We start from the raw sequence: 20,712 nt of genomic DNA, 5'->3' as shown, positions 1-20,712 counted from the left end.
GCCTTATGGCTGTTTTAAATCCATATAATTATGCTAAACCGAAAGGGGCTGCCGTGCTTCGAAAGTCAACACTTAATCCTAGAAATTCTACTAAAAAACAGGATTTATCTTCAAACAACGCTAACCAGTATTTAGAGCAAAAGGTGTTGTCGGCATCTTCTGAAGAGTTAACCCTGATGTTGTATGAGGGTGCAATTAAATTTATTAATCAGGCTATTTTGTTTAATGATGAAGGCTTAATTGAAAAAACATCAAATGCAATTCTTAGAGCTGGAGCTATTTATAGTGAACTACAATCAACTTTAGACAAAGAGTATGAAATCAGTGAAAATTTGGATCAACTTTATGACTATGTATTATACAGATTAGCAGAAGCTAATATTGAAAAAAGTAACGATATTCTTAAAGAGGTTTTAGTCATGAGTGAAGAGTTTCGAGATACATGGAAGCAAGCTATGGAAATTGCTAAAAGTGAATCAGGAGAATAAAATGACTCAGGTTATAATAATTGGCTATGGTGGACATGGAAAAGTAATCGAGGAATGCATAGAGAGTAACAATACTCAGAATGTTCTTGGATATATAGATCGATTTGATAGAGGCATTCACTTAAAGCACCTTGGAACGGATGATTCAATTTCAGATATAATTAAAATATACCCCAATGTCCAATTCATTATTGGCATTGGGGATACTCAATTAAGGAGAAAATTATTTTCTTTGTATGAGAGCTATAATGTGAAGTTTGCAACTGTCATCCATAAATCGGCGAATATAAGTCCAAAAACTATGATTGGTGACGGAACAGTTGTTTTTCCACAGGCTGTCATTAATCCAGGAGCGATTATTGGTAGACATTGTATTATAAACAGTGGTGCCATAATTGAACATGATAATACAATAGAAGACAATGTCCATTTCGCACCAAGAAGTGTAACGGGAGGTCAAGTTAAAGTTGGCAAGGATACGCTAATTGGTCTGGGCGCATGTGTAAGAAACAACATTATCATAGGATCTAATTGCATTGTTGGAATGGGTGCATCTGTTGTAGATAATATTCCAGACAATGTTATTGTATATGGTGTTCCTGCAAAGCAAAGGAGTAAAAACCAATGACGAAGACAATGATTATTGCTGAGGCGGGTGTAAATCATAATGGCGACATTGATTTAGCCAAGGCCCTCATTGATATAGCTGCTGATGCTGGCGTGGATTATGTTAAATTCCAAACTTTTAAAGCAGAAAGTCTACTAACAAGTTATGCACAGAAAGCCCCCTATCAGTTGGGTGAATCCGGAGATGATGAAAGTCAATTTGATATGCTTAAAAGGCTGGAATTGAGTGCAGATTTACATAGGGTATTGATAGAATACTGTAATAAAAAAGGTGTTAAGTTTATGTCGTCACCTTTTGATATTCAAAGCTTACAATTGCTTGTTGATCTTGACGTAGACTTTATAAAAATCCCATCGGGTGAGATCGTTAATTATCCCCTATTAAGAGAGATTGGCTTAACGAAAAAACCTGTAGTTATGTCAACTGGAATGTCAACTTTAGAAGATGTTGAATTGGCGATAGAAGTTCTAAGAAAACACGGAACTCGTGAATTGACTGTTTTGCACTGCAATACAGAGTATCCAACGCCTTATAAAGATGTCAACTTAAAGGCTATGAACACCATTAACGAAGTTTTTGGAGTGCCAGTGGGCTATTCTGATCATACCCTTGGAATCGAAGTATCTGTGGCGGCTGTTGCAAGAGGGGCAAGTGTTATTGAAAAACATTTTACAATTGATAAGTCATTGCCTGGACCAGACCACAAAGCTAGTCTTGACCCTGATGAACTTAGAGCATTGGTTTCTGCTATACGCAATATTGAGCAAAGTATTGGTGACGGTATAAAAAAGCCAAGCCTATCAGAAACAAAAAATATGATAGCTGCGCGTAAAAGTATTGTGGCAAAGTGCAATATAATGCAAGGTGATGTTTTCAGTGAAGAAAACTTAACGGTTAAAAGACCCGGAAGCGGACTGTCTCCAATGATGTGGAATGATGTTATTGGGAAAGTTGCTAAGGAGAATATAAATAAAGATGAGATGATTAAGTTATGAAGAAAATTGCATTCGTGACAAGTTCAAGAGCGGATTATAGTTTACTAAAACCTGTAATGATTCATTTTAGGAATTCAGAGGAGTTTAACTTACAGGTGATTGTCACAGGTTCACACTTATCTCAGAAACACGGCTATACAATTAACGAGATATTAAGTGATGGATTTGATGTGAGTCAGAAGATTCACATACTTGAAGACGGAGATACAGCGAATGATATATGCCGCTCTGCATCTAATGCTATGAAAGGGATGTCGTCGGCACTTAGTGAAATAAATCCGGATTTAATTGTTGTGTTGGGTGATAGATTTGAAATTTTTTCTATGGCCATGGCAGCAACTATACATAGAATTCCAATAGCACATCTCCATGGAGGGGAAGTGACAGAGGGCGCTATGGATGAATGTTTTAGGCACTCGATTACTAAAATGAGTCATTTACATTTTGCATCAACAGATGAATATCGGGAGAGAATAATTCAGCTGGGGGAGAAGCCTGAATATGTATGGAATGTTGGAGCTGTGGGTGTAGAGAATGTTCTGAATGTCAAAAGGATTGATAAACCAACACTTTATAAAGATTTGTCGATACCTTTAAGCAAAAAAGTTCTTTTGGTCACATATCATCCAGAGACATTATCATATCAAACACCCCAGGCGCAAATTTCAGAGTTGTTGACTGCCCTGAGTCACTATGGTGACTATTTCTTAGTTTTTACCAAGGCAAATGCAGATACCTCTGGTACTATTATTAACGATGCTATTGATGAATATATATCAAAGCATCCCCACAATTCAAAACTATATGCATCATTAGGTAGTTTGAGGTACTTAAACTTAGTTAGCTATGCTAGTGCGGTAATCGGAAATTCATCTAGTGGCATAATTGAAGTCCCCTCTTTTAAAATCCCAACTGTCAATATTGGGGATAGACAAAAAGGTAGAGTTCGATCAAAAAGCGTAATTGATGTTGAATGCAAATCAGAAAGTATAAAACTGGCAATTGAAAAAGCTATGAATCATGATTTCTTAGAACAACTTAAAAAGACAGATAATCCATATGAAAAAAAAGGGACATCATTTGAAATCTTTAGAATAATTATGGCTCAGTTAGAGCAAGGGATAGAAATTCAAAAAAAATTTTATGACCTATAATTATATTCGTTAATTATTACAAAACCATTAAATCCCCAAACCCACGTTCGAAAAATGAGCTTAACCCGTTACAAAATCAGAATCTGTGGTATATATTATACGAAAATGATGAATTATTTAGACAAGTGATTAAAAAGTGGTAAGAGATGATTTGTAACGTGTGCCATAGACTGATGGGAGACGATCCTATGGATACCAAAAAAGCAATAAAAAAGCTGATACAATTATCAGCTGAGAAATTACATATTATGAAGGAAAAATCTCAGCTGATTGAGGATGAAACCTATTTCACAAAAAAACAGTCAACGACGGAGGTTGGGGCTATAGATCAAATACGATCAGTCCTAGAAGAAAAAATGCTTGCCCTTGATATTGAATTTCTGAAGTTTTACGGGCATGTTCTTGACAGAGAAGGTATCTCTAAGCTCACAGAAATCGATACAAGCGAGCATCCCTCGCTTTCTGACCTACAGAACACTGTGGGTAAAATAAAGGAGCTAGAGTCTAATATTGAAGCCTCAGAGGAAAGCCTGAATGCCCTGCGCAGGGAATATCAAGGTTCTTTAGGCAGTCAACTTATGACAAAGAAACAAGGCAGTCGAGTGACAGGGGCCTATCAAAAACAAATGAACCAAAGAAAAAACGGATAAAATCAAAATCGCAGTCTATATGAGACCTATATAGAAAAATGTAAAACAACAATACAGTTTTGACCATGAAAGTCATATGCACTTGTATATACATAAGTGTCTGAAGGCCATAGTGGAAAAGACTGTTGCGGAGATTTATTTTCATAGGGGTAATTCATAACAAAGAATTAACCAAATAAGGATTGAAAATGTGAGCACACCTTAGAAAAATCTTCAAAGGTGTGTTTACTTCATTTTTTGTCGGGTATGATTAATATACAAAGTCAGCAAAGGAGGCGTTTTAACCAACATAGATTATACATTTTCACAAACCGGTCAGGCCCAAGAAATTTGCCTGATTTTTAATATTTATACTTCCTGACATTCCAGTCGGAAAATCCGATTAGAAAAATAAAAGTTCAGGGTTATAGTGGAAGGAGCTGACTATATGAAAGTAATCGTAACTGGCCGAAACATGCATGTCAGAGACTCGCTGGTAGAACAGGTAGAGAAAAAGCTAACCAAGTTCGAGAGATACTTCAACAGCGATATTGAAGTCCATGCTACTTTTAGTCATCAAAAAGCAGACCAAATTGTTGAAATTACCATTCCACTAAAACAAGGTACGACCATTAGAGCTGAAGAAAGATCAGGCAATATGGAGTCGTCCATTGATATGGCAATTGACAAATTGGCAAGACAGATTTCAAAGCATAAGACGAAACTGGAAAAGCGCTATCGCGGCCATGAAACGATTCGTTTTGAAGAAATCCCAAATGCTGAAAATACTGAAGCAGATGGTCCACAAATCGTGAGGAATAAGAAGTTCTTTATGAAACCAATGGATCCGGAAGAAGCAGCAATGCAGATGGAACTCCTTGGACATAACTTCTTTGTTTTTAGAAATAGAGATACAGAAGAAATGAATGTTGTATATGCTAGAAAAGACGGAAAGTTTGGTCTTATTGAACCAGAAAATATGGAATAAGATCATCACAATAAAGCAATGATAACAAGCAAAGGACTGATAATTAAGGAGCTGTTTTAACAGCTCCTTTTCAATTTTTTGGAGTAAACTCAATTTGAAGGAAGTGTAAGGTATAACAAGGCATAAGTAAGCAAAAGCAGCCCTAGGAAAATGACGAATTAAGTCGAAAACTAATAATATATACCTATCGTAATAAATTCCCCAATCTGGTACAATGGTTATAGCTGAGTGGCTTGGAAAAACTGTATTGAGCCTTATGATCACACCGTGCTGTATGTTTCAAAGCGCTTATAATGATTTATAAGTGTGTGGCTTAAGTTATAGACAATCGGATTTTCAAGTGACATTAACAAAACTGAGTGAAATCAAGCTTTGTGTTAAATCTAGGGGGACGGCCTGATATGATAGAGCGTAAAGAAGAGTTTCAAAATACCATACGAAAGTTGTCGGGCGTTATAAATGCCAATATTATTACTGATGAAAGCACCATGCGAGAAATCCATGTGTTGACAGATCAGTCGCGACATCCTAAGCAAATCAGCCGTGATGTGCAGTCTATCTACGCTGCAAAATTCGGTGATGTCATAGATCGAAAACTAATCTCAATAGCACAAATTGAAATGGACCCACCTGAAAGAACAATGGGAAGAATTCAAGTTGATGAAGTTAAGTACTTAATTGGTTCAGATGCCCAGGCAGAAGTGAAAGTTACCCTGCGCCATGATGAAAGAGCCTATATAGGAAAAATGAATGGCATGCACACAACAAGAAACTCAAAAAGATTGGTTGTAGAAGCCACACTGAATAGCCTCAATGAGCTTTTTGGTGCAAAGCAAGGGGTTGTTTTAGAAGATTTTAAGGCTGTAAAACTTGGTGGAACAGAGGTCTATAATGTGGCTCTATGTGCCCTCAATGGTTTTACGGAAGAAATACATATTGGTTCAGCTATTGTAAGGGGCGATGAAAAAGAGGCCCTCGTAAGAGCGACCCTTGACGCCCTCAATAGACGCATTGCAAAGCTAGTGAAGTAGAGCCGACGCAACAAACAACCTCTGCATAGAAGAGGATAGCGTAGCGAAATTATCCTGTTATGACTAGCGAAGCAGGCAGAGACAAATAACAAGGGGGTTTTCATCATGAAAAGAAGACTTATGGTTATGTTCATGTCTCTATTATCACTGGTACTTGCTGGTGGCGCAAACTTCGGCTGGAAGTAATCACTAGGCTCGTAAGAGCGAAAATTTCAGCGTCGGCTCGATTTATTTTTGGGAGATATAGCAATGAATGAGAAAAAACTACTACAATACACTCACCTCATCAATGCAATAGGCACAGTCGCTATATTAACAGGCGTATATATGCAGTATAGAAATGGGAACTGGCTTGAGTTCCTATTTTTTGTAGTTCTTTCAGCAATTGCCGAGTCCATGATCATACCGCTTGGGGACAATTCCTATGTGTCTATAGGCTTTGCCATTGGTATGGCAGCAATTTTACTATTTGATCCATTCATTGCTGCAGTCGTATTGACACTTGGTACAATGCTAAAGATTTATTCCGAAGATGGTGAGCTGAAGCACATATTCAACACCTCGTTTTATAAACGGTATTTTAATGGATCTGCTTACGCCATTTCAGCTCTAGCGGGTGGGGTGGCAGGTAAATTCTTCACTCAAATTGCTCCCACTCCCAGCTTTATTGATCTGAGCGTGTTTGGGATACTGGGCACATTTTGTGGATACGTCTTTTTCAATTTGATCATTTATTCAAAGTTGTTTTCTATACTACAAGAAAGACGGTTCTGGGTGGTTGTACAAGAACAACTGTGGTGTCTGCACAATTTTGCAGCCATAGCCCCCATAGGCATACTCATGTTGTTTTCTTATAAAACCTACGGTTGGTTTTTTGCCAGCCTTATATTTGGCCCCTTGCTACTGGCAAGATACTCTTTCTCTATGTATATAGAAATGAAAAAAATGTACTTTGAAACGATCAGAACCTTGTCAAATGCCCTTGATGCCAAAGATGAGTACACCAATGGGCACTCCCACAGAGTGGCTGAGTACTCTGTGAAAATTGCAGAGCAATTGAATCTTTCACCAAAGGAAATCGAAACGGTTAAAACAGCCGCTTTACTTCACGATATAGGTAAGATCGGCATAAAGGATGAAGTTCTCAATAAGCCAGGGAAGCTTGATTTTAAAGAGTTCTATGAAGTTCAGCAACACCCAGAAATAGGGGCCAACATCATTAAAGATGTGGCCGCTTTACAGAGGGTGTCGGTTATTATCCGCTACCATCATGAACGATTTGATGGCAACGGTTATCCAGACAGTATCAATGGGGATCAGCTTCCTATTGAGTCGGCCATAATAGCTGTAGCAGATGCTTATGACGCCATGACCTCTGATCAGTCATATAGAAAGGCCATGAGCCATGAAGCGGCTGTTGAAATTATTAGAAGCGCATCTGGTTCGCAGTTCCACCCAGAGGTTGTGGATGTCTTTTTAGACCTGAATATCAGTCAAACCACGGAGGCGCTTTATGCTGGTTGAAACACTTCTAATAGCTAGTTTATTGGGACTTCTTTTCAAGGGGCGTTTTGAAAATCTAGCCAGACTGAAAATAGCCTATATTTATATACCAATTGTAGCCTTTGCCCTAGAAAGTCTAGGGGAGCTTATGGTCAAACACAAGTGGCCTTTTTTTTATGAGTCACATGGATGCCTTAACCTTACTTATTGAAATCATAGTCAACGCGCTTCTTTGCTTTTTTTTCTACAGGAATTTAAAGCTTCCAGGTATGAATATGATTTTTCTAGGGTCAGTTATGAATTTTACTGTTATTTTGGCCAATTTTGGCTATATGCCAGTTGATCCAGCTTTGGGTCTAGAGCATGGATATGATACAGTGCTTGCGGCCTTAAAAAATGGTGAAGTGTTTGCTCATGCTCTTATAACCCATGAAACATCGTTCACAATTTTAGCGGATGTCATTGCCATTCCGCCGCCGTGGCCATTTCCTAAAACAATTAGTTTAGGGGACGTTTTTATTGACCTAGGTGTAATTTTACTTATATTTAAGGGGATGAAAGCTGGTCATACCAAGTATTTTTCTGTATAATGAATATGGACTCATTCATTTCTAGCATTTACAGCCGCACACCAAGGAGGGATGTTCGTGTTTTTAGAAGCCGTAATACTCGGCGTTGCCATTGGCAAACTGAGGAAAGGGCGCTTAACAAGCTTAGGCGATACGCAGTTTAAAGGGCTTTGGCTCGTCATCATAGCATTTTTAACACAAATATCACCAATTTTTCTTTCGCGTGCGAATGTTTTTATGGAGTATTTAATTTACATGCCATTTGTGGCCATGTGTTTAATGGTTATGGTTCTCTTTATGAACCTGGATAAAAGCGGCATTTGGTTTATTATTGCAGGAACGATTATGAATCTTGTTGCTGTGGGTATGAACGGTTTTAAAATGCCAATTGATTTTAAAGGTCTTGAATATGCTGGACTGCACGGTGTCATAGAAACCATTCAGGATGGATCGCTTATAAATTATGTAAATATGGAAAGCGTTGTAGATTTTTCAAGATATTTAGGCAAGTTTATTCCATTACCTGATATGTATCCATTTGCAAAAGTGCTCTCCATAGGAGATATTTTTTTAATGGTGGGCGTGGTTATTCTTGTACAAGGTGAAATGAAAAAAGTTTTCTACCGAGCGGCGGGTTCAATGGTGAAATACTCATATAAATCAAGGTATTAATTAAAAACGTTAAAATCATGTGTTCATTTCCAGTGGAAAATGATATACATGATTCGATAAATCGCTTACATACTGAAAAGAGAATCCGCTTGCGGGTTCTTTTTTCATTGTATAGTGACTTACTGAATTCACAGTTTATTCATGAATATGTCACTAAGTTCTAACATAGAGTGGATTTACAGTATGCTATAATATATATTTGTAAGGATTAGATTTCTAATCCTTACAAACCAGTCAGGCTATACAAAAAATAAGTAGAGAATGCCCGTGAAAAGTCACCGAATCATGAGCAGCGGGATATGAATATATCCCGGAACACTCAAGAAATCTACCATAGGCGAAATAGACTGCTCAAGCAGTCCCTAGGCAGATTTCCTGAATGCTCCGGGAAACGAAGGGACGATAAACATGCGATTTTTAGAAAAATTATTTGGAAGTGACAATGACAGGGAAGTGAAGCGGCTTATGAAACAAGTTGCTGAAATTGAAGCACTTGAGCCGCAAATGCAGGCCCTGTCTGATGATGCTTTACGAGCAAAAACAGACGAATTCAAAAAAAGACTGGCTTCTGGTGAGACGACAGATGACCTTCTAAATGAAGCCTTTGCTGTTGTTAGGGAAGCAGCTGTTAGAACACTCGGCCTCAGACATTATCCTGTTCAGCTACTGGGTGGTATTGTACTCCATGGTGGTCGTATTGCTGAGATGAGAACCGGTGAAGGTAAAACTTTAACGGCGACTTGTCCGGTGTACTTGAACGCTCTTGAAGGCAAGGGTGCCCATGTGATCACAGTTAATGACTACCTGGCACGACGTGACCGCGACTGGATGGGGAAACTATACAGCTTCCTAGGTCTAACGGTTGGTTGTGTTGTTCATGGTGTACGTGGCCAAGAACGTGTTGATGCATATCAGGCTGATATAACATTTGGTACAAACAATGAATTCGGTTTTGACTATCTTCGCGACAATATGTCTATTTACAAGGAAAACCTGGTACAAAGACCACTCAACTACGCCATTGTGGATGAGGTCGATTCTATTCTGGTCGATGAAGCCAGAACACCTCTTATTATTTCGGGTGAAGGCTCAAAATCAACAAGCCTGTACAAGGTGGCAGACACGTTTGTACAAATGCTAAAAAGAGAAGAAGATTATTCCATTGACGAGAAAGCCCATTCTGTTGTGTTAACAGATGAGGGTGGCGTGGAAAAAGCGGAACGTTTCTTTAGCCTGGAAAACCTTTCTGATCCGCAGAATATGGAAATTTCCCACCATATCAACCAGGCATTGAAAGCTAGATACTTAATGAAAAAAGATGTTGATTATGTTGTCAAGGAAGGCGAAGTTGTCATCGTTGATGAGTTTACAGGCCGTCTTATGTTTGGACGTCGTTACTCAAATGGTCTCCACCAAGCTATTGAAGCCAAAGAGAACATGGAAGTGCGTAAAGAGTCCCAAACACTGGCAACTATAACACTTCAAAACTACTTTAGAATGTATACCAAGCTGTCTGGTATGACAGGTACAGCCAAGACAGAAGAAGATGAATTTAAACACATCTATGGCATGGATGTTGTGGTTGTTCCAACCAACCGCCCGATCCAGAGACTGGATATGCCAGATTCAGTTTATAAATCATTAAATGGAAAATTTGGTGCTGTAATCAAAGACATTGAAGAGAGACATCAACATGGACAGCCAATCCTAGTGGGTACCATTTCGATTGAAACTTCTGAATATCTATCCAGCCTACTCAAAAAGCGCGGTATAAAGCATGAAGTCTTAAATGCCAAGCAACATGAGAGAGAAGCAGAAATTGTTTCCCAAGCTGGTCGATTCAATGCGGTAACCATAGCAACAAACATGGCTGGTCGTGGTACGGATATCGTTCTTGGGGGTAACCCAGAATTTATGGCCAAGCGCGACATGTCAAAGCAGGGCTATTCAGATGAAGTTTTAGCCCTTGTTACAAGTCCGCTTGAGTTTGAAGATCCAGAAGTCAACGAGGCCAGAGATAAGTACAAAGAAATATTTGCTGAATATAAAACGGTAACAGATGCTGAAGCTGAAAAAGTTAAGCAGGCAGGTGGCCTTCATATTATCGGTACAGAAAGACACGAGTCCCGTCGTATAGATAATCAGCTCCGTGGTCGTTCTGGACGTCAAGGCGATCCAGGGTCATCACAGTTCTTCATTTCATTCGATGATGACTTAATGCGCCTATTTGTTAATGACAATATCAAGGCTATGGTTGATAAACTTGGTATGGAAGACGATATGCCCCTTGAAGCAGGGATTCTGACAAAGTCTATCGAAGGCGCTCAGAAAAAAGTTGAGGGTCGAAACTTCGGTATTCGTAAGCATGTATTGCAGTACGATGATGTTATGAATAAGCAACGTGAAATCATATATGGAGAGCGTAACCGCGTCCTTCATGGTGAAAGCATCAAAGATGAAGTGGACTCAATGGTTGAAAGCATTATTGACAGATCCATTGAACTTTACACATCTGAGTCAGAATACGCTGAAGAGTGGGATCTGAAGTCCCTAGAAGACTATCTGCACCAAGTATTTCTACCAAAAGGTCTACTTAAGTTTGATAACCTTGAAGCCCTTGATCGGGAGTCTTTAAAAGAAAAACTTCTTGAGATAGCGGCCAAGCTCTATGCCATGAAAGAAGAAGAGGTTGGTACGGAAAGACTTCGTGAAATTGAACGGGTTATTCTGCTCCGTGTTGTTGATGAAAAGTGGATTGACCATATTGACGCCATGGACCAGTTAAAACAGGGTATAGGTCTTAGAGCGGTTGGTCAGGAAGATCCAGTCAGAGCATATCAAATTGAAGGTTTTGATATGTTCAATGAAATGACATATAATATACAGGTTGACACGGTAAGACATATCTACCATGTAACCATCCGAACAGAAGCAAAACGTGAGCAAGTGGCTAAGATCACAGGCACTTCTGGTGGTGACGGCACACCTAAAAAGCAAGCGCCAGTAAAAAAGGAAAACAAGGTTGGCCGAAATGATCCTTGCCCATGTGGAAGCGGTAAGAAATATAAGAAGTGCTGTGGCGCCAGCTAAAAATGGCGGCCTAGTCAAAAAAATAAAAGCGCTTGAAAGGTCTTATAAGTGATACTTAACAAGTTGCTTAATGAATAGAAAAGAGGTGTGTGGTGTGCTAAAACTTGAAAAGTGTATAGGCGAGTTAAAGGACATTGAAGCATCCCTAAATGATTTGAGGGGTTCACTTTGACATTGAAGGCTTAGAAAAAGAACACGATGAGCTTGAAATGTTAATGACGGAGCCAGACTTTTGGGATGATCAAACGGCGGCTCAAAAAACGCTGAGAAGAGCCAAGTCTATCAAAACGAAGCTGGAGCACTTTGAAGCCATGGAAACAGCATTTGAAGAGTTGTCTCTCCTTGTTGATATGGGACTTGAAGAGGAAGATGACTCCATTGAAAAAGAAGCTGCAAGTGGTATTGAAAAGCTAAAAGCAAGTGTAGAAAAAATGAACTTGCAAACACTCCTGTCCGGTCAGTACGATGAAAACAATGCCATCTTATCCATTAATGCAGGTGCAGGTGGACTGGATGCACAAGACTGGTCTGAAATGCTTTTTAGAATGTACAATAGGTGGGCTGCTCACAGTGGTTTTGCGGTTGAAATACTAGATATACTCAAAGACACAGAAGCGGGTATTAAGAACGTATCTATGGCTATTCGAGGCATCAATGCCTATGGGTATTTGAAATCGGAAAAAGGCGTTCACCGACTTGTCAGACTGTCTCCATTTGATTCTTCTGGGAAGAGGCATACAAGTTTCGCATCTGTGGATGTTATGCCTGAACTGGATGAAGATGTTGAAGTGGACATAAATCAAAGTGATATAAAAATTGACACCTTCAGAGCTTCTGGCGCAGGCGGACAGCATATCAATACAACAGATTCTGCGGTTCGTATTACCCATATACCGACAGGCGTTGTGGTTCAGTGTCAAAATGAGCGTTCGCAAATAAGCAACAGGGCAACAGCAATGCGTATGCTTATGTCAAAGTTGATTGATTTAAGAATTCAGGAGCAAAAGGATAAAATTGAAGATCTGGCGGGAGACTACTCTCAGATTGCTTGGGGCAGTCAAATTCGTTCATATGTCTTCCATCCTTACAATCTTGTGAAGGATCATAGAACAAACCATGAAACGGGCAATGTTCAGGCTGTGATGGACGGTGAAGTTCAACCTTTTATTGATGCATACCTTAAAATGAAGGTCCATGAAGACAATCAGTAAATGAGATGTCAGATGAACGTTTGAAAAACCGTCAAGAACCCATCAAGAAGGACGAAATCAACAATTAATGAAATAGAATATGTGAATAATTAAGCCTGAGGGATTCAGAATAGATTCCCTCAGGCTTTTTTAGTGAAAACTATATTAGCTTATGAGACTACACATACACTGGTTACGGCCAAGCCTTTTGGCTTCATAGAGATGTTTATCAGCCTCTTCAATAAGCTGGTGCATGCTTTGGCCCTGATACGAGGCAACCCCGCAACTCACAGTCATTGTTACATGGTGACCGTGAATCACAAAGGCATGTTCAGCAATGGCGGACCTTAGGCGATCAACAATTTGATTGCCTCTTTCTATATCCGTTCCAGGTAGGACCAGTAAAAATTCCTCCCCGCCATAACGGCCGATAAAATCAGAACGTCTGGTTTTCTTTCTAATTAAATCAGAAAGCATTGCAAGGGCTTCGTCACCCACTAAGTGACCATATGTATCATTGATCTCTTTAAAATGATCAATATCAATCATAGCAAGGGTTAAGGGAAGACTACAAGACATAGATCGGCTTAACTCTTCCTTTAAAAGCTCCCGGATGTAGTTGTGGTTAAAGAAGTTGGTCAAGCTATCCGTCACAGATTTTTGATAGAGAATTCGATTGTCCTCTTTCAAAGTGTTGTTGGCATCAATGAGGCATTTTGTGTTGTGAACATGGGAAGACACATCTTCGAATATAGTCACAAATTCATTGATAGCCATTTTGAAAGCGGTAATTTGATAATGCGCATCTAAGGAAGCAACATGTGTTGTAAAAGTTATGGGCTTGTCATTTTTCACAACAGATGCATAGGTTGCTATCCAGTCCGTTTGGTCATGCTTTATGTCAGGGATGGCCTCAGTGAGACGCTTGCCTAAGACACTTTGACGTTTCAGTCCCGTTAGTTTTTCAAACATGGGATTCATGTCAAGGAACTCATAGTCGGTAGCATTTCCATAATGGTCATACACTATGCGGTGACGTGCGTACGCCAGTGGCATTTTCATGATAAGTTTTTCATAGTAAGAACTCATATCCATACCCTCTTCACACCCATCTAAGCGACTTGTAAAACAGTATTTAAACGTCAATGCTGGCCCAATGCTGTGCTGTGTATAGACACTTGTACAGCAAGAGCTTTAATGAGAATTTGGCATTGACATGAATCTGTGAATTTACAAACGTCTGATCTAGAAAAAATGTAATTCTGTTCATGTAATTTCCAATTTTACATGTATTTAATCATATTTTTGATAAATACATAATATTTTGCTTTGACCTGCCTTGTTTTGGACGAATATCGCCATAATACTTTGATTATTTCGGATTTCTTGCAGTATTCTCAGCATAGCGATACAATGGTAGAGGAAAAATGTAGGAAACCGGAGGTAAGGTTATGGAACTGATCATCAAGCAACTCTCAAGTGAACTGAATCTAAAGGCTGAAAAGGTTAAAGAAACCATTAAGCTGATTGATGAAGGCAATACAATACCGTTTATCGCGCGATACAGAAAAGAAGTCACAGGTGGCATGAGTGATGAAATTCTGAGATCTTTTGATGAGAGACTTAAATATTTAAGAAACTTGGAGTCCCGTAAAGAAGAAGTTATTCGACTTATTGCGGAACAGGAAAAACTAACACCTGATCTTGAAAAGAAGATTTTGGATGCAAAGGTTCTTCGCAAGGTTGAAGACCTATACAGACCCTTTAAGCAGAAAAAACAAACAAGGGCAACTAAGGCCAAGGAAAAGGGTCTTGAACCACTGGCTCAGCTTATGATGGCACAAGAAGCCACAAGTGGGACGCCAGAAGAAGCTGCACAGGCCTTCGTTAACGAGGACAATGAGGTCCATACTATAGAGGAAGCCCTAGCAGGTGCACGTGACATTATCGCAGAACAAGTTTCTGACAATCCAGAGTATAGAGAATGGATACGTGAGCAAGTTAAGGCACATGGACTAATTGTTTCGCAAAAGACAAAAAGTGCAGAGGAATCGGTCTTCGAGCAGTACTATGATTACTCTGAAGCTGTTAAATCTATACCCGATCATAGAATTCTGGCCATTAACCGTGGGGAAAAAGAAAAAATCCTGCGCGTTAAGGTAACAATGCCAGATGAGGTCATTCTTGATAAGCTTACAAAATCAATAGTCACAAATGTACAGAGTATTTTTGTCGGTGAAATTGAAGCAGCCATTCAGGATGCATACAAGAGACTGATCTCATCGAGTATTGAAAGAGAAATTAGAAGTATGCTCACTGAACGGGCTGAAGAAGAAGCCATTAAAGTTTTTGGCAAGAACACCAAACCCCTACTGCTTATTCCACCTGTGCATGATGCAAAGGTCTTAGCGGTTGATCCAAGTTACAGAACAGGATGTAAACTGGCAGTTCTTGATGGAACAGGTAAGCTTCTGGAATATGCGACAATTTATCCGAATAAGCCTCAGAATAAAGTGGCTGAGTCTCGCCGAGTTCTTGTGGACCTTATCAAGAAACATGATGTGGATATTATTCCAATAGGCAATGGCACCGCATCAAGAGAAACAGAGCAGTTTGTGGCAGAATCATTGAAGGAAATCGATAAAACTGTCTACTATACAATCGTCTCTGAAGCGGGAGCATCAGTTTATTCAGCATCAAAACTGGCTACAGAAGAGTATCCAGACATTGATGTATCTATAAGAGGGGCAATTTCAATAGGTCGCCGTCTGCAAGATCCATTGGCTGAGCTCGTTAAAATTGATCCCAAGCATATTGGTGTAGGCCAGTATCAGCATGACCTAAATCAAAAGAAACTCAATGACACCCTGACAGGCGTCGTTGAAGACTGTGTAAACAGTGTTGGTGTGGATCTTAATACCGCAACGCCATCCCTGCTTCAGTATGTGGCAGGCGTATCCAGTGCCATAGCGAAAAATATTGTAAACTACAGGGATGAGAACGGCAAATATGCGGAGCGCAAGCAGCTATTAAAAGTTGCTCGTCTTGGTAACAAAGCATATGAACAGTGTGCTGGTTTCCTAAGAATTTCTGGTGCAAACAACCCTCTGGACAACACTTCGGTTCACCCTGAATCGTATGAGACGGCAACACATCTACTTGAAAAACTGGGCTATTCATTAGAAGATGTTAGTGGTGGAAATTTAGGTGACATCAGTCAAAGAATTATTGACCTTGTTCCAGAAACCGTTGAAAAAGAATCTCTTGGCATTTCAGGGAAGGGATTTGAAGCTTTAGCAGCCCTTAAAAAGCCTAAGAAGACGGATAAGTCACAAAACGCCAAACGCTATGACAAGGCCTTAAAAAAGTTGGCTGAGGAATTGGGCGTTGGTCTTCCGACGCTTAAAGATATTATCGATGAAATCAAAAAGCCAGGTCGTGACCCACGTGAGGAAATGCCTAAGCCAATATTTAGAAGTGATGTTCTTTCCTTTGAAGATCTTGCAGAAGGCATGATTCTAACAGGCACTGTGCGAAATGTGGTTGATTTTGGTGCGTTTGTGGATATTGGTGTCAAAAATGATGGACTTGTCCACATATCAGAACTATCCGACAAGTATGTCAAGCATCCTATGAATGTGGTTGCTGTTGGAGATACGGTTCAAGTTAAGATTATTGGTGTGGATAAGAATCGAGGCAAGGTATCCCTTTCTATGAAGGGCTTGTAGACATAAATTATATTGATTTGTTATGGGGATGCTGAAACAAGCATCCCCTTTCTTTTATTGTATGCTTAAATTTTGATTCCTAAATCTCTCTTTGGGATAGGGTATGACGAGAGTTCTTGAATGATATTTTGCAAGTCGCTCAATTGGATATAACACACAGATAAAACAATCCAAAAGCATGAAAGAATAAGGGCTTGGGTGTTTACGGATTGTAACCGGGGTTTTATAGATTAATAGAGATATTTTTTAGATTCATGTTAAACTGATAAAGAAGACAAGCTCCTTGACCTATAAGATGTAGGCATGTAAGACAAGGGTCAATGAATATAAAATCTAGATAATCATTAATTGAAAATTTAAGGAGGCACACGAATGTCAATATTAGTAACAGGTGGGGCAGGCTATATTGGTAGTCACACATGTGTAGAACTGCTTCAAGCGGGAAAAGATGTTGTAATAGTTGATAATTTTTCAAATAGCAAGCCTGAAGCTGTTAAGCGTATTTCAGAAATTTCTGGACGTGAACCCAAGCTATATGAGGCGGATATTCTTGATAAAAATGCTCTGGATAAAATATTTTGTGAAAATGATATTGAATCAGTGATTCATTTTGCAGGTCTTAAAGCAGTGGGGGAATCTGTTGAAATCCCATTGGCTTATTATCACACAAACATAACGGGTACCTTGATGCTTTGCCAGGTTATGAAAGCTCATGACGTTAAGAAAATAGTCTTCAGTTCATCAGCCACCGTTTATGGCGACCCACACATGACACCAATCAAGGAAGACTTCCCTTTGTCAGCAACGAATCCTTACGGTCGCACAAAACTTATGATAGAAGAGATTATGGGCGATTTATTTGTGTCAGACAATGATTGGAGCATTGCCCTATTGAGATACTTTAACCCAATAGGTGCCCATGAGAGTGGGCGTATTGGGGAAGATCCAAATGGTATACCAAATAACCTAATGCCATTTATAACACAAGTTGCCGTTGGGAAAAGAGAAAAGCTCAGTGTTTTTGGAAATGATTACAAAACCCACGATGGAACCGGTGTAAGAGACTACATTCATGTGGTAGATCTTGCCAAAGGCCACTTGGCAGCCCTGGAATATGTGACGGCGAATAAGGGGATTGAAGCAGTGAATTTAGGCACAGGCAATGGATATAGTGTTCTTGATGTTGTAAAGGCATTTGAAAAAGCCACTGAGCAAGCTGTACCCTATGTGATTAGTGAAAGACGACCTGGAGACATAGCCACTTGCTATGCTGATGCGACAAAAGCCTTAGAACTTTTCGGATGGAAAACTGAAAAAAATATTGAGGATATGTGCCGAGATTCGTGGAAGTGGCAAAGTCAAAATCCGAATGGTTATGTCTAGGTATTTGTGTACTTTTAACAAAAGAAAATTAAATTCTGAAATAATAAGTCGAAAATGTAAAAAGTTTACCTAATCAACAATTCACATTATGTGTATTGTATACACCTAAAATAGCGATGAATGACCATAATTAACGTTAAAAAAGACATTGACTTATACTCTAAATGCATTAAATGTCGAAAGAAATCGACAAAAATCGCCATTTTCCGAAATGGCTTACAAAAATATACTTTAGCCCCAAGTTTCATTGAAACTTGGGGCCGCTTTATATATAATTTCAGATGTAGCAAACAATTTCCAAAGGTCACATTTACATAGGTCTTTTGGCGGATTTCGTAGTTTATAGGGGCGTAAGAGAAAGATAACGTGGTGATTATGCACGATAAATCCAAATTATTCTTTATATGTATATTTTTCGGCGCACAGTATGTTGTTCTTTTTCTAATTTTATATGCACTAAGGGATGTGGTGTTCGAGGATCATAGGAATACGATCTCAGCAGGCGTCTTTTTAACTGTATATTTAGTGGTTAGTTATTTTCTGTTTATGAATATTGTCACTGAAAAATTTAAAAAGAGATCTCTTGTGAATAGGCAGGTGCTCGAAGAACAATTGCAGGCGTATAGAGAAGACGGCAAGCATTCAGCAAGAAATTTAGAAGAGGTCAGACGTTTAATCAGTGAAAGCAAATACAATGAAGCATTTGAGCTTCTTAACAAAATAGCCAATATGGCAACGAGCGAATCAAATGATGATGAATCCGAGCAGGATGGGTCACAATATATAAATAAGACACCAATAGGACAATCGCCGGTAAGAGACAGTCAAACTGGACTTGTCTATGAGAAAACAATAATTGACTTGATTATTGATAAGTATAAAGTTAAGTGCCACTCAAGAGGGATCCAGTTCAATTACAGAGTGGAATCAAAAGCGCTTAATAATATTATGAGTGCAAAAGAGGTCACAAGCGTGATCGAAAATTTAATGGACAATGCCATTGAGGCTATTGTACGTCAAATGTCAGTGGGACCACGCGATGAAAGATGGATTGAGTTACAAATAACTTATTCACAATCAAGTCATAAGAAAAATGAAATTATGATCCAAGTTCAAAACAGTGGAAAAACTTTGACAGAGGATCATGCAAATAAAATATTTACCGCTGGTGTGACCAGCAAAACAGGAGACAACCATGGGTATGGTTTAGCTGTTGTCATGGATATTGTAAAAAGCCTTGGTGGAACCATAAAGGCGAGTACAAATCCGGAAACAAGTATACAAGTCCTTGTTCCAAAAATCTAGTTAGAGGAGATTCGATTATGTGGGGGAATTTTCAAGAAGCTAGGCACTATGGGAACCTCAGAAAAACTTGGGGATGTGCTGTGGCTATGTTGGCTTTATTATTGTCAGGGGTTTTATTTATCAACTTTGATCCAGTGGTTTACAATCTTCTTGTTGATAAATATGGCAACTTAATTCTAATTGCAGACACCATTGTAATAATAGGCGTTTTGCTGATGGCGATTGAGGTTAGAGAGTGTTATAAAACCTACCAGCATGGAAAGAAAGTGCATGAAGCAAAAAAAATCAGACATGAGTATCGCAAGCATTTACAAAATGTTCAAGCGCTTCTTTACGTAGAAGCCTATGATGAGGTGACAGATTATACACTATCACTTGAAAATGATTTGAAGGCAATTTAAGCAATTATAAGACAGAGCTATGGGATGGGTGAAAAGAAATGAATGTACTTATTTTAGATGACAATGAGCCAACACGACGTATGCTCAAAAAAATTCTTGAGGAAGACCACAAACATATAACACTTCATACGGTTGGGTCTTATCAAGAAGCTGAATGGGTCGTGGAGAATGAAAAACTAGACCTGGCACTGCTTGACATGGAAATCGGTGATGGCCATACAGGCATAGGTGTCGGCAGACTGGTTCAGGAAAAAAATCCTGATGCAGAGTTTATGGTTATAAGCTCTCATCCAGAATACGCCCTGGATTCTTTTGAAATTCATCCCTATGACTTTCATGTGAAGCCAATAAATATTAATTCATTTAAAAGCAGTATTAAGCAAGTTTTAGAATACATAGAGTCAAAGAATGAAATAAAACGTAAACACACCAGTGCAGAAGAAGGACGTCTGCTGGTTAAGACAAAAAAGGAAATCTTCTGGATACCATTTTCAAAAATACACTTCATAGAAAAACTCCAGAAAGATATATACATACACACAGCTGATGACACAGTCGTGATTAGGCAAAACATCTCAGATGTAGAAAAGCGTCTACCATCCAGTTTTTTAAGGGTTCATAAGTCTTATATAGTGAACACCGACCACATAGCAAAGATTATCGAACATGGGGACAGGTCCTATGAAGTCTATTTCTTTGGCAATGACAGGACAGCCTATATGAGTCGTTATAAGGCGCCTGTACTTCTTGATCGGTTGAGTTAGGATGAAACGCTAGGACTAAAGTAATTGAATAGGAAAGTAAATAAGATGCGAATTGCCGGTCTTTGGTGATTCGCTTTTTTTATGAGAAAATTAAATGTTTGCAGGATTAAATTGGATATTCGGACTTGATATATGGGGGATGGGTGCTTACATTCATTCCTAAAATAAATTGATGGTTAAATGAGTTGGTATGC

Annotated in this window: 19 protein-coding genes; 18 read left to right on the top strand and 1 reads right to left on the bottom strand. The window is 39.0% G+C overall.

Features of this window, described 5'->3' with window-relative positions:
• Positions 1 to 5 precede the first annotated feature (5 nt).
• From fliS to prfB, 13 genes are all read left to right on the top strand, one after another.
• A complete protein-coding gene (fliS, locus tag ACQ4KW_RS18795; RefSeq protein ID WP_430883970.1) occupies positions 6 to 488 on the top strand; it encodes a flagellar export chaperone FliS in 483 nt (160 codons plus the stop codon).
• A gap of 1 nt (position 489) precedes the next feature.
• The gene (locus ACQ4KW_RS18790) at positions 490 to 1,116 is read left to right on the top strand and encodes an acetyltransferase (RefSeq protein WP_430883969.1); all 627 of its coding nucleotides are present in this window, start codon (positions 490 to 492) and stop codon (positions 1,114 to 1,116) included.
• Positions 1,113 to 2,111 (top strand): N-acetylneuraminate synthase, encoded by a 999-nt coding sequence (gene neuB, locus ACQ4KW_RS18785; protein ID WP_430883968.1) that lies wholly within the window; start codon positions 1,113 to 1,115, stop codon positions 2,109 to 2,111. Before ACQ4KW_RS18790 ends, neuB begins: the two co-directional genes overlap by 4 nt.
• Entirely contained in the window at positions 2,108 to 3,265 is a 1,158-nt protein-coding gene (gene neuC / locus ACQ4KW_RS18780) for a UDP-N-acetylglucosamine 2-epimerase (protein WP_430883967.1), read from the top strand. The genes neuB and neuC overlap by 4 nt, the downstream gene beginning before the upstream one ends.
• 188 nt (positions 3,266 to 3,453) lie before the next feature.
• Positions 3,454 to 3,915, top strand: coding sequence for a hypothetical protein (locus tag ACQ4KW_RS18775; RefSeq protein WP_430883966.1), 462 nt, complete (start codon positions 3,454 to 3,456; stop codon positions 3,913 to 3,915).
• Positions 3,916 to 4,342: 427 nt separating this feature from the next.
• Positions 4,343 to 4,882 (top strand): ribosome hibernation-promoting factor, HPF/YfiA family, encoded by a 540-nt coding sequence (gene hpf / locus ACQ4KW_RS18770; RefSeq protein WP_430883965.1) that lies wholly within the window; start codon positions 4,343 to 4,345, stop codon positions 4,880 to 4,882.
• A 401-nt stretch (positions 4,883 to 5,283) separates the two neighbouring features.
• On the top strand, positions 5,284 to 5,913 hold the full coding sequence (locus tag ACQ4KW_RS18765) for a hypothetical protein (RefSeq protein ID WP_430883964.1): 630 nt from the start codon (positions 5,284 to 5,286) through the stop codon (positions 5,911 to 5,913).
• A 249-nt stretch (positions 5,914 to 6,162) separates the two neighbouring features.
• Entirely contained in the window at positions 6,163 to 7,437 is a 1,275-nt protein-coding gene (locus ACQ4KW_RS18760) for an HD-GYP domain-containing protein (protein ID WP_430883963.1), read from the top strand.
• Complete coding sequence (locus ACQ4KW_RS18755; protein ID WP_430883962.1) at positions 7,427 to 7,627, top strand: hypothetical protein; 201 nt, start codon at positions 7,427 to 7,429, stop codon at positions 7,625 to 7,627. The genes ACQ4KW_RS18760 and ACQ4KW_RS18755 overlap by 11 nt, the downstream gene beginning before the upstream one ends.
• The gene (locus ACQ4KW_RS18750) at positions 7,593 to 8,006 is read left to right on the top strand and encodes a DUF5317 domain-containing protein (RefSeq protein ID WP_430883961.1); all 414 of its coding nucleotides are present in this window, start codon (positions 7,593 to 7,595) and stop codon (positions 8,004 to 8,006) included. The genes ACQ4KW_RS18755 and ACQ4KW_RS18750 overlap by 35 nt, the downstream gene beginning before the upstream one ends.
• Before the next feature lie 57 nt (positions 8,007 to 8,063).
• Positions 8,064 to 8,657: a DUF5317 domain-containing protein gene (locus ACQ4KW_RS18745; protein WP_430883960.1), complete on the top strand. Its 594-nt coding sequence runs from the start codon at positions 8,064 to 8,066 to the stop codon at positions 8,655 to 8,657.
• A gap of 408 nt (positions 8,658 to 9,065) precedes the next feature.
• Positions 9,066 to 11,747 carry a preprotein translocase subunit SecA gene (gene secA / locus ACQ4KW_RS18740; RefSeq protein ID WP_430883959.1) on the top strand — a complete coding sequence of 894 codons (2,682 nt, stop codon included), beginning with the start codon at positions 9,066 to 9,068 and terminating at the stop codon, positions 11,745 to 11,747.
• Between the two features lie 94 nt (positions 11,748 to 11,841).
• Positions 11,842 to 12,958, top strand: a protein-coding gene (prfB, locus tag ACQ4KW_RS18735) for a peptide chain release factor 2 (protein ID WP_430883958.1) whose coding sequence is annotated in 2 segments (ribosomal slippage) — positions 11,842 to 11,904 and positions 11,906 to 12,958 — 1,116 coding nt in all. Because the reading frame shifts where the segments join, the coding sequence is not laid out codon by codon here.
• A 144-nt stretch (positions 12,959 to 13,102) separates the two neighbouring features.
• Here prfB and ACQ4KW_RS18730 read toward each other — a convergent pair.
• Positions 13,103 to 14,026, bottom strand: a complete 924-nt coding sequence (locus ACQ4KW_RS18730) for a diguanylate cyclase (RefSeq protein WP_430883957.1) — start codon at positions 14,024 to 14,026, stop codon at positions 13,103 to 13,105.
• A 362-nt stretch (positions 14,027 to 14,388) separates the two neighbouring features.
• Here ACQ4KW_RS18730 and ACQ4KW_RS18725 point away from each other — a divergent pair, with 362 nt between their 5' ends.
• The 5 genes from ACQ4KW_RS18725 (at position 14,389) to ACQ4KW_RS18705 (ending at position 20,518) form a co-directional block, all read left to right on the top strand.
• On the top strand, positions 14,389 to 16,665 hold the full coding sequence (locus tag ACQ4KW_RS18725; protein ID WP_430883956.1) for a Tex family protein: 2,277 nt from the start codon (positions 14,389 to 14,391) through the stop codon (positions 16,663 to 16,665).
• Positions 16,666 to 17,037: 372 nt separating this feature from the next.
• Positions 17,038 to 18,048: a UDP-glucose 4-epimerase GalE gene (galE, locus tag ACQ4KW_RS18720; protein WP_430883955.1), complete on the top strand. Its 1,011-nt coding sequence runs from the start codon at positions 17,038 to 17,040 to the stop codon at positions 18,046 to 18,048.
• 585 nt (positions 18,049 to 18,633) lie between these two features.
• On the top strand, positions 18,634 to 19,353 hold the full coding sequence (locus ACQ4KW_RS18715; protein WP_430883954.1) for a sensor histidine kinase: 720 nt from the start codon (positions 18,634 to 18,636) through the stop codon (positions 19,351 to 19,353).
• A 17-nt stretch (positions 19,354 to 19,370) separates the two neighbouring features.
• The gene (locus tag ACQ4KW_RS18710) at positions 19,371 to 19,754 is read left to right on the top strand and encodes a hypothetical protein (protein WP_430883953.1); all 384 of its coding nucleotides are present in this window, start codon (positions 19,371 to 19,373) and stop codon (positions 19,752 to 19,754) included.
• Between the two features lie 38 nt (positions 19,755 to 19,792).
• Positions 19,793 to 20,518: a LytR/AlgR family response regulator transcription factor gene (locus tag ACQ4KW_RS18705; protein ID WP_430883952.1), complete on the top strand. Its 726-nt coding sequence runs from the start codon at positions 19,793 to 19,795 to the stop codon at positions 20,516 to 20,518.
• Positions 20,519 to 20,712 lie beyond the last annotated feature (194 nt).

Source organism: Tianxiuia mixotrophica, assembly GCF_050596425.1.
Taxonomy (GTDB): domain Bacteria; phylum Bacillota; class Clostridia; order Peptostreptococcales; family Acidaminobacteraceae.
This window is presented reverse-complemented; position numbering and strand designations above follow the sequence as displayed.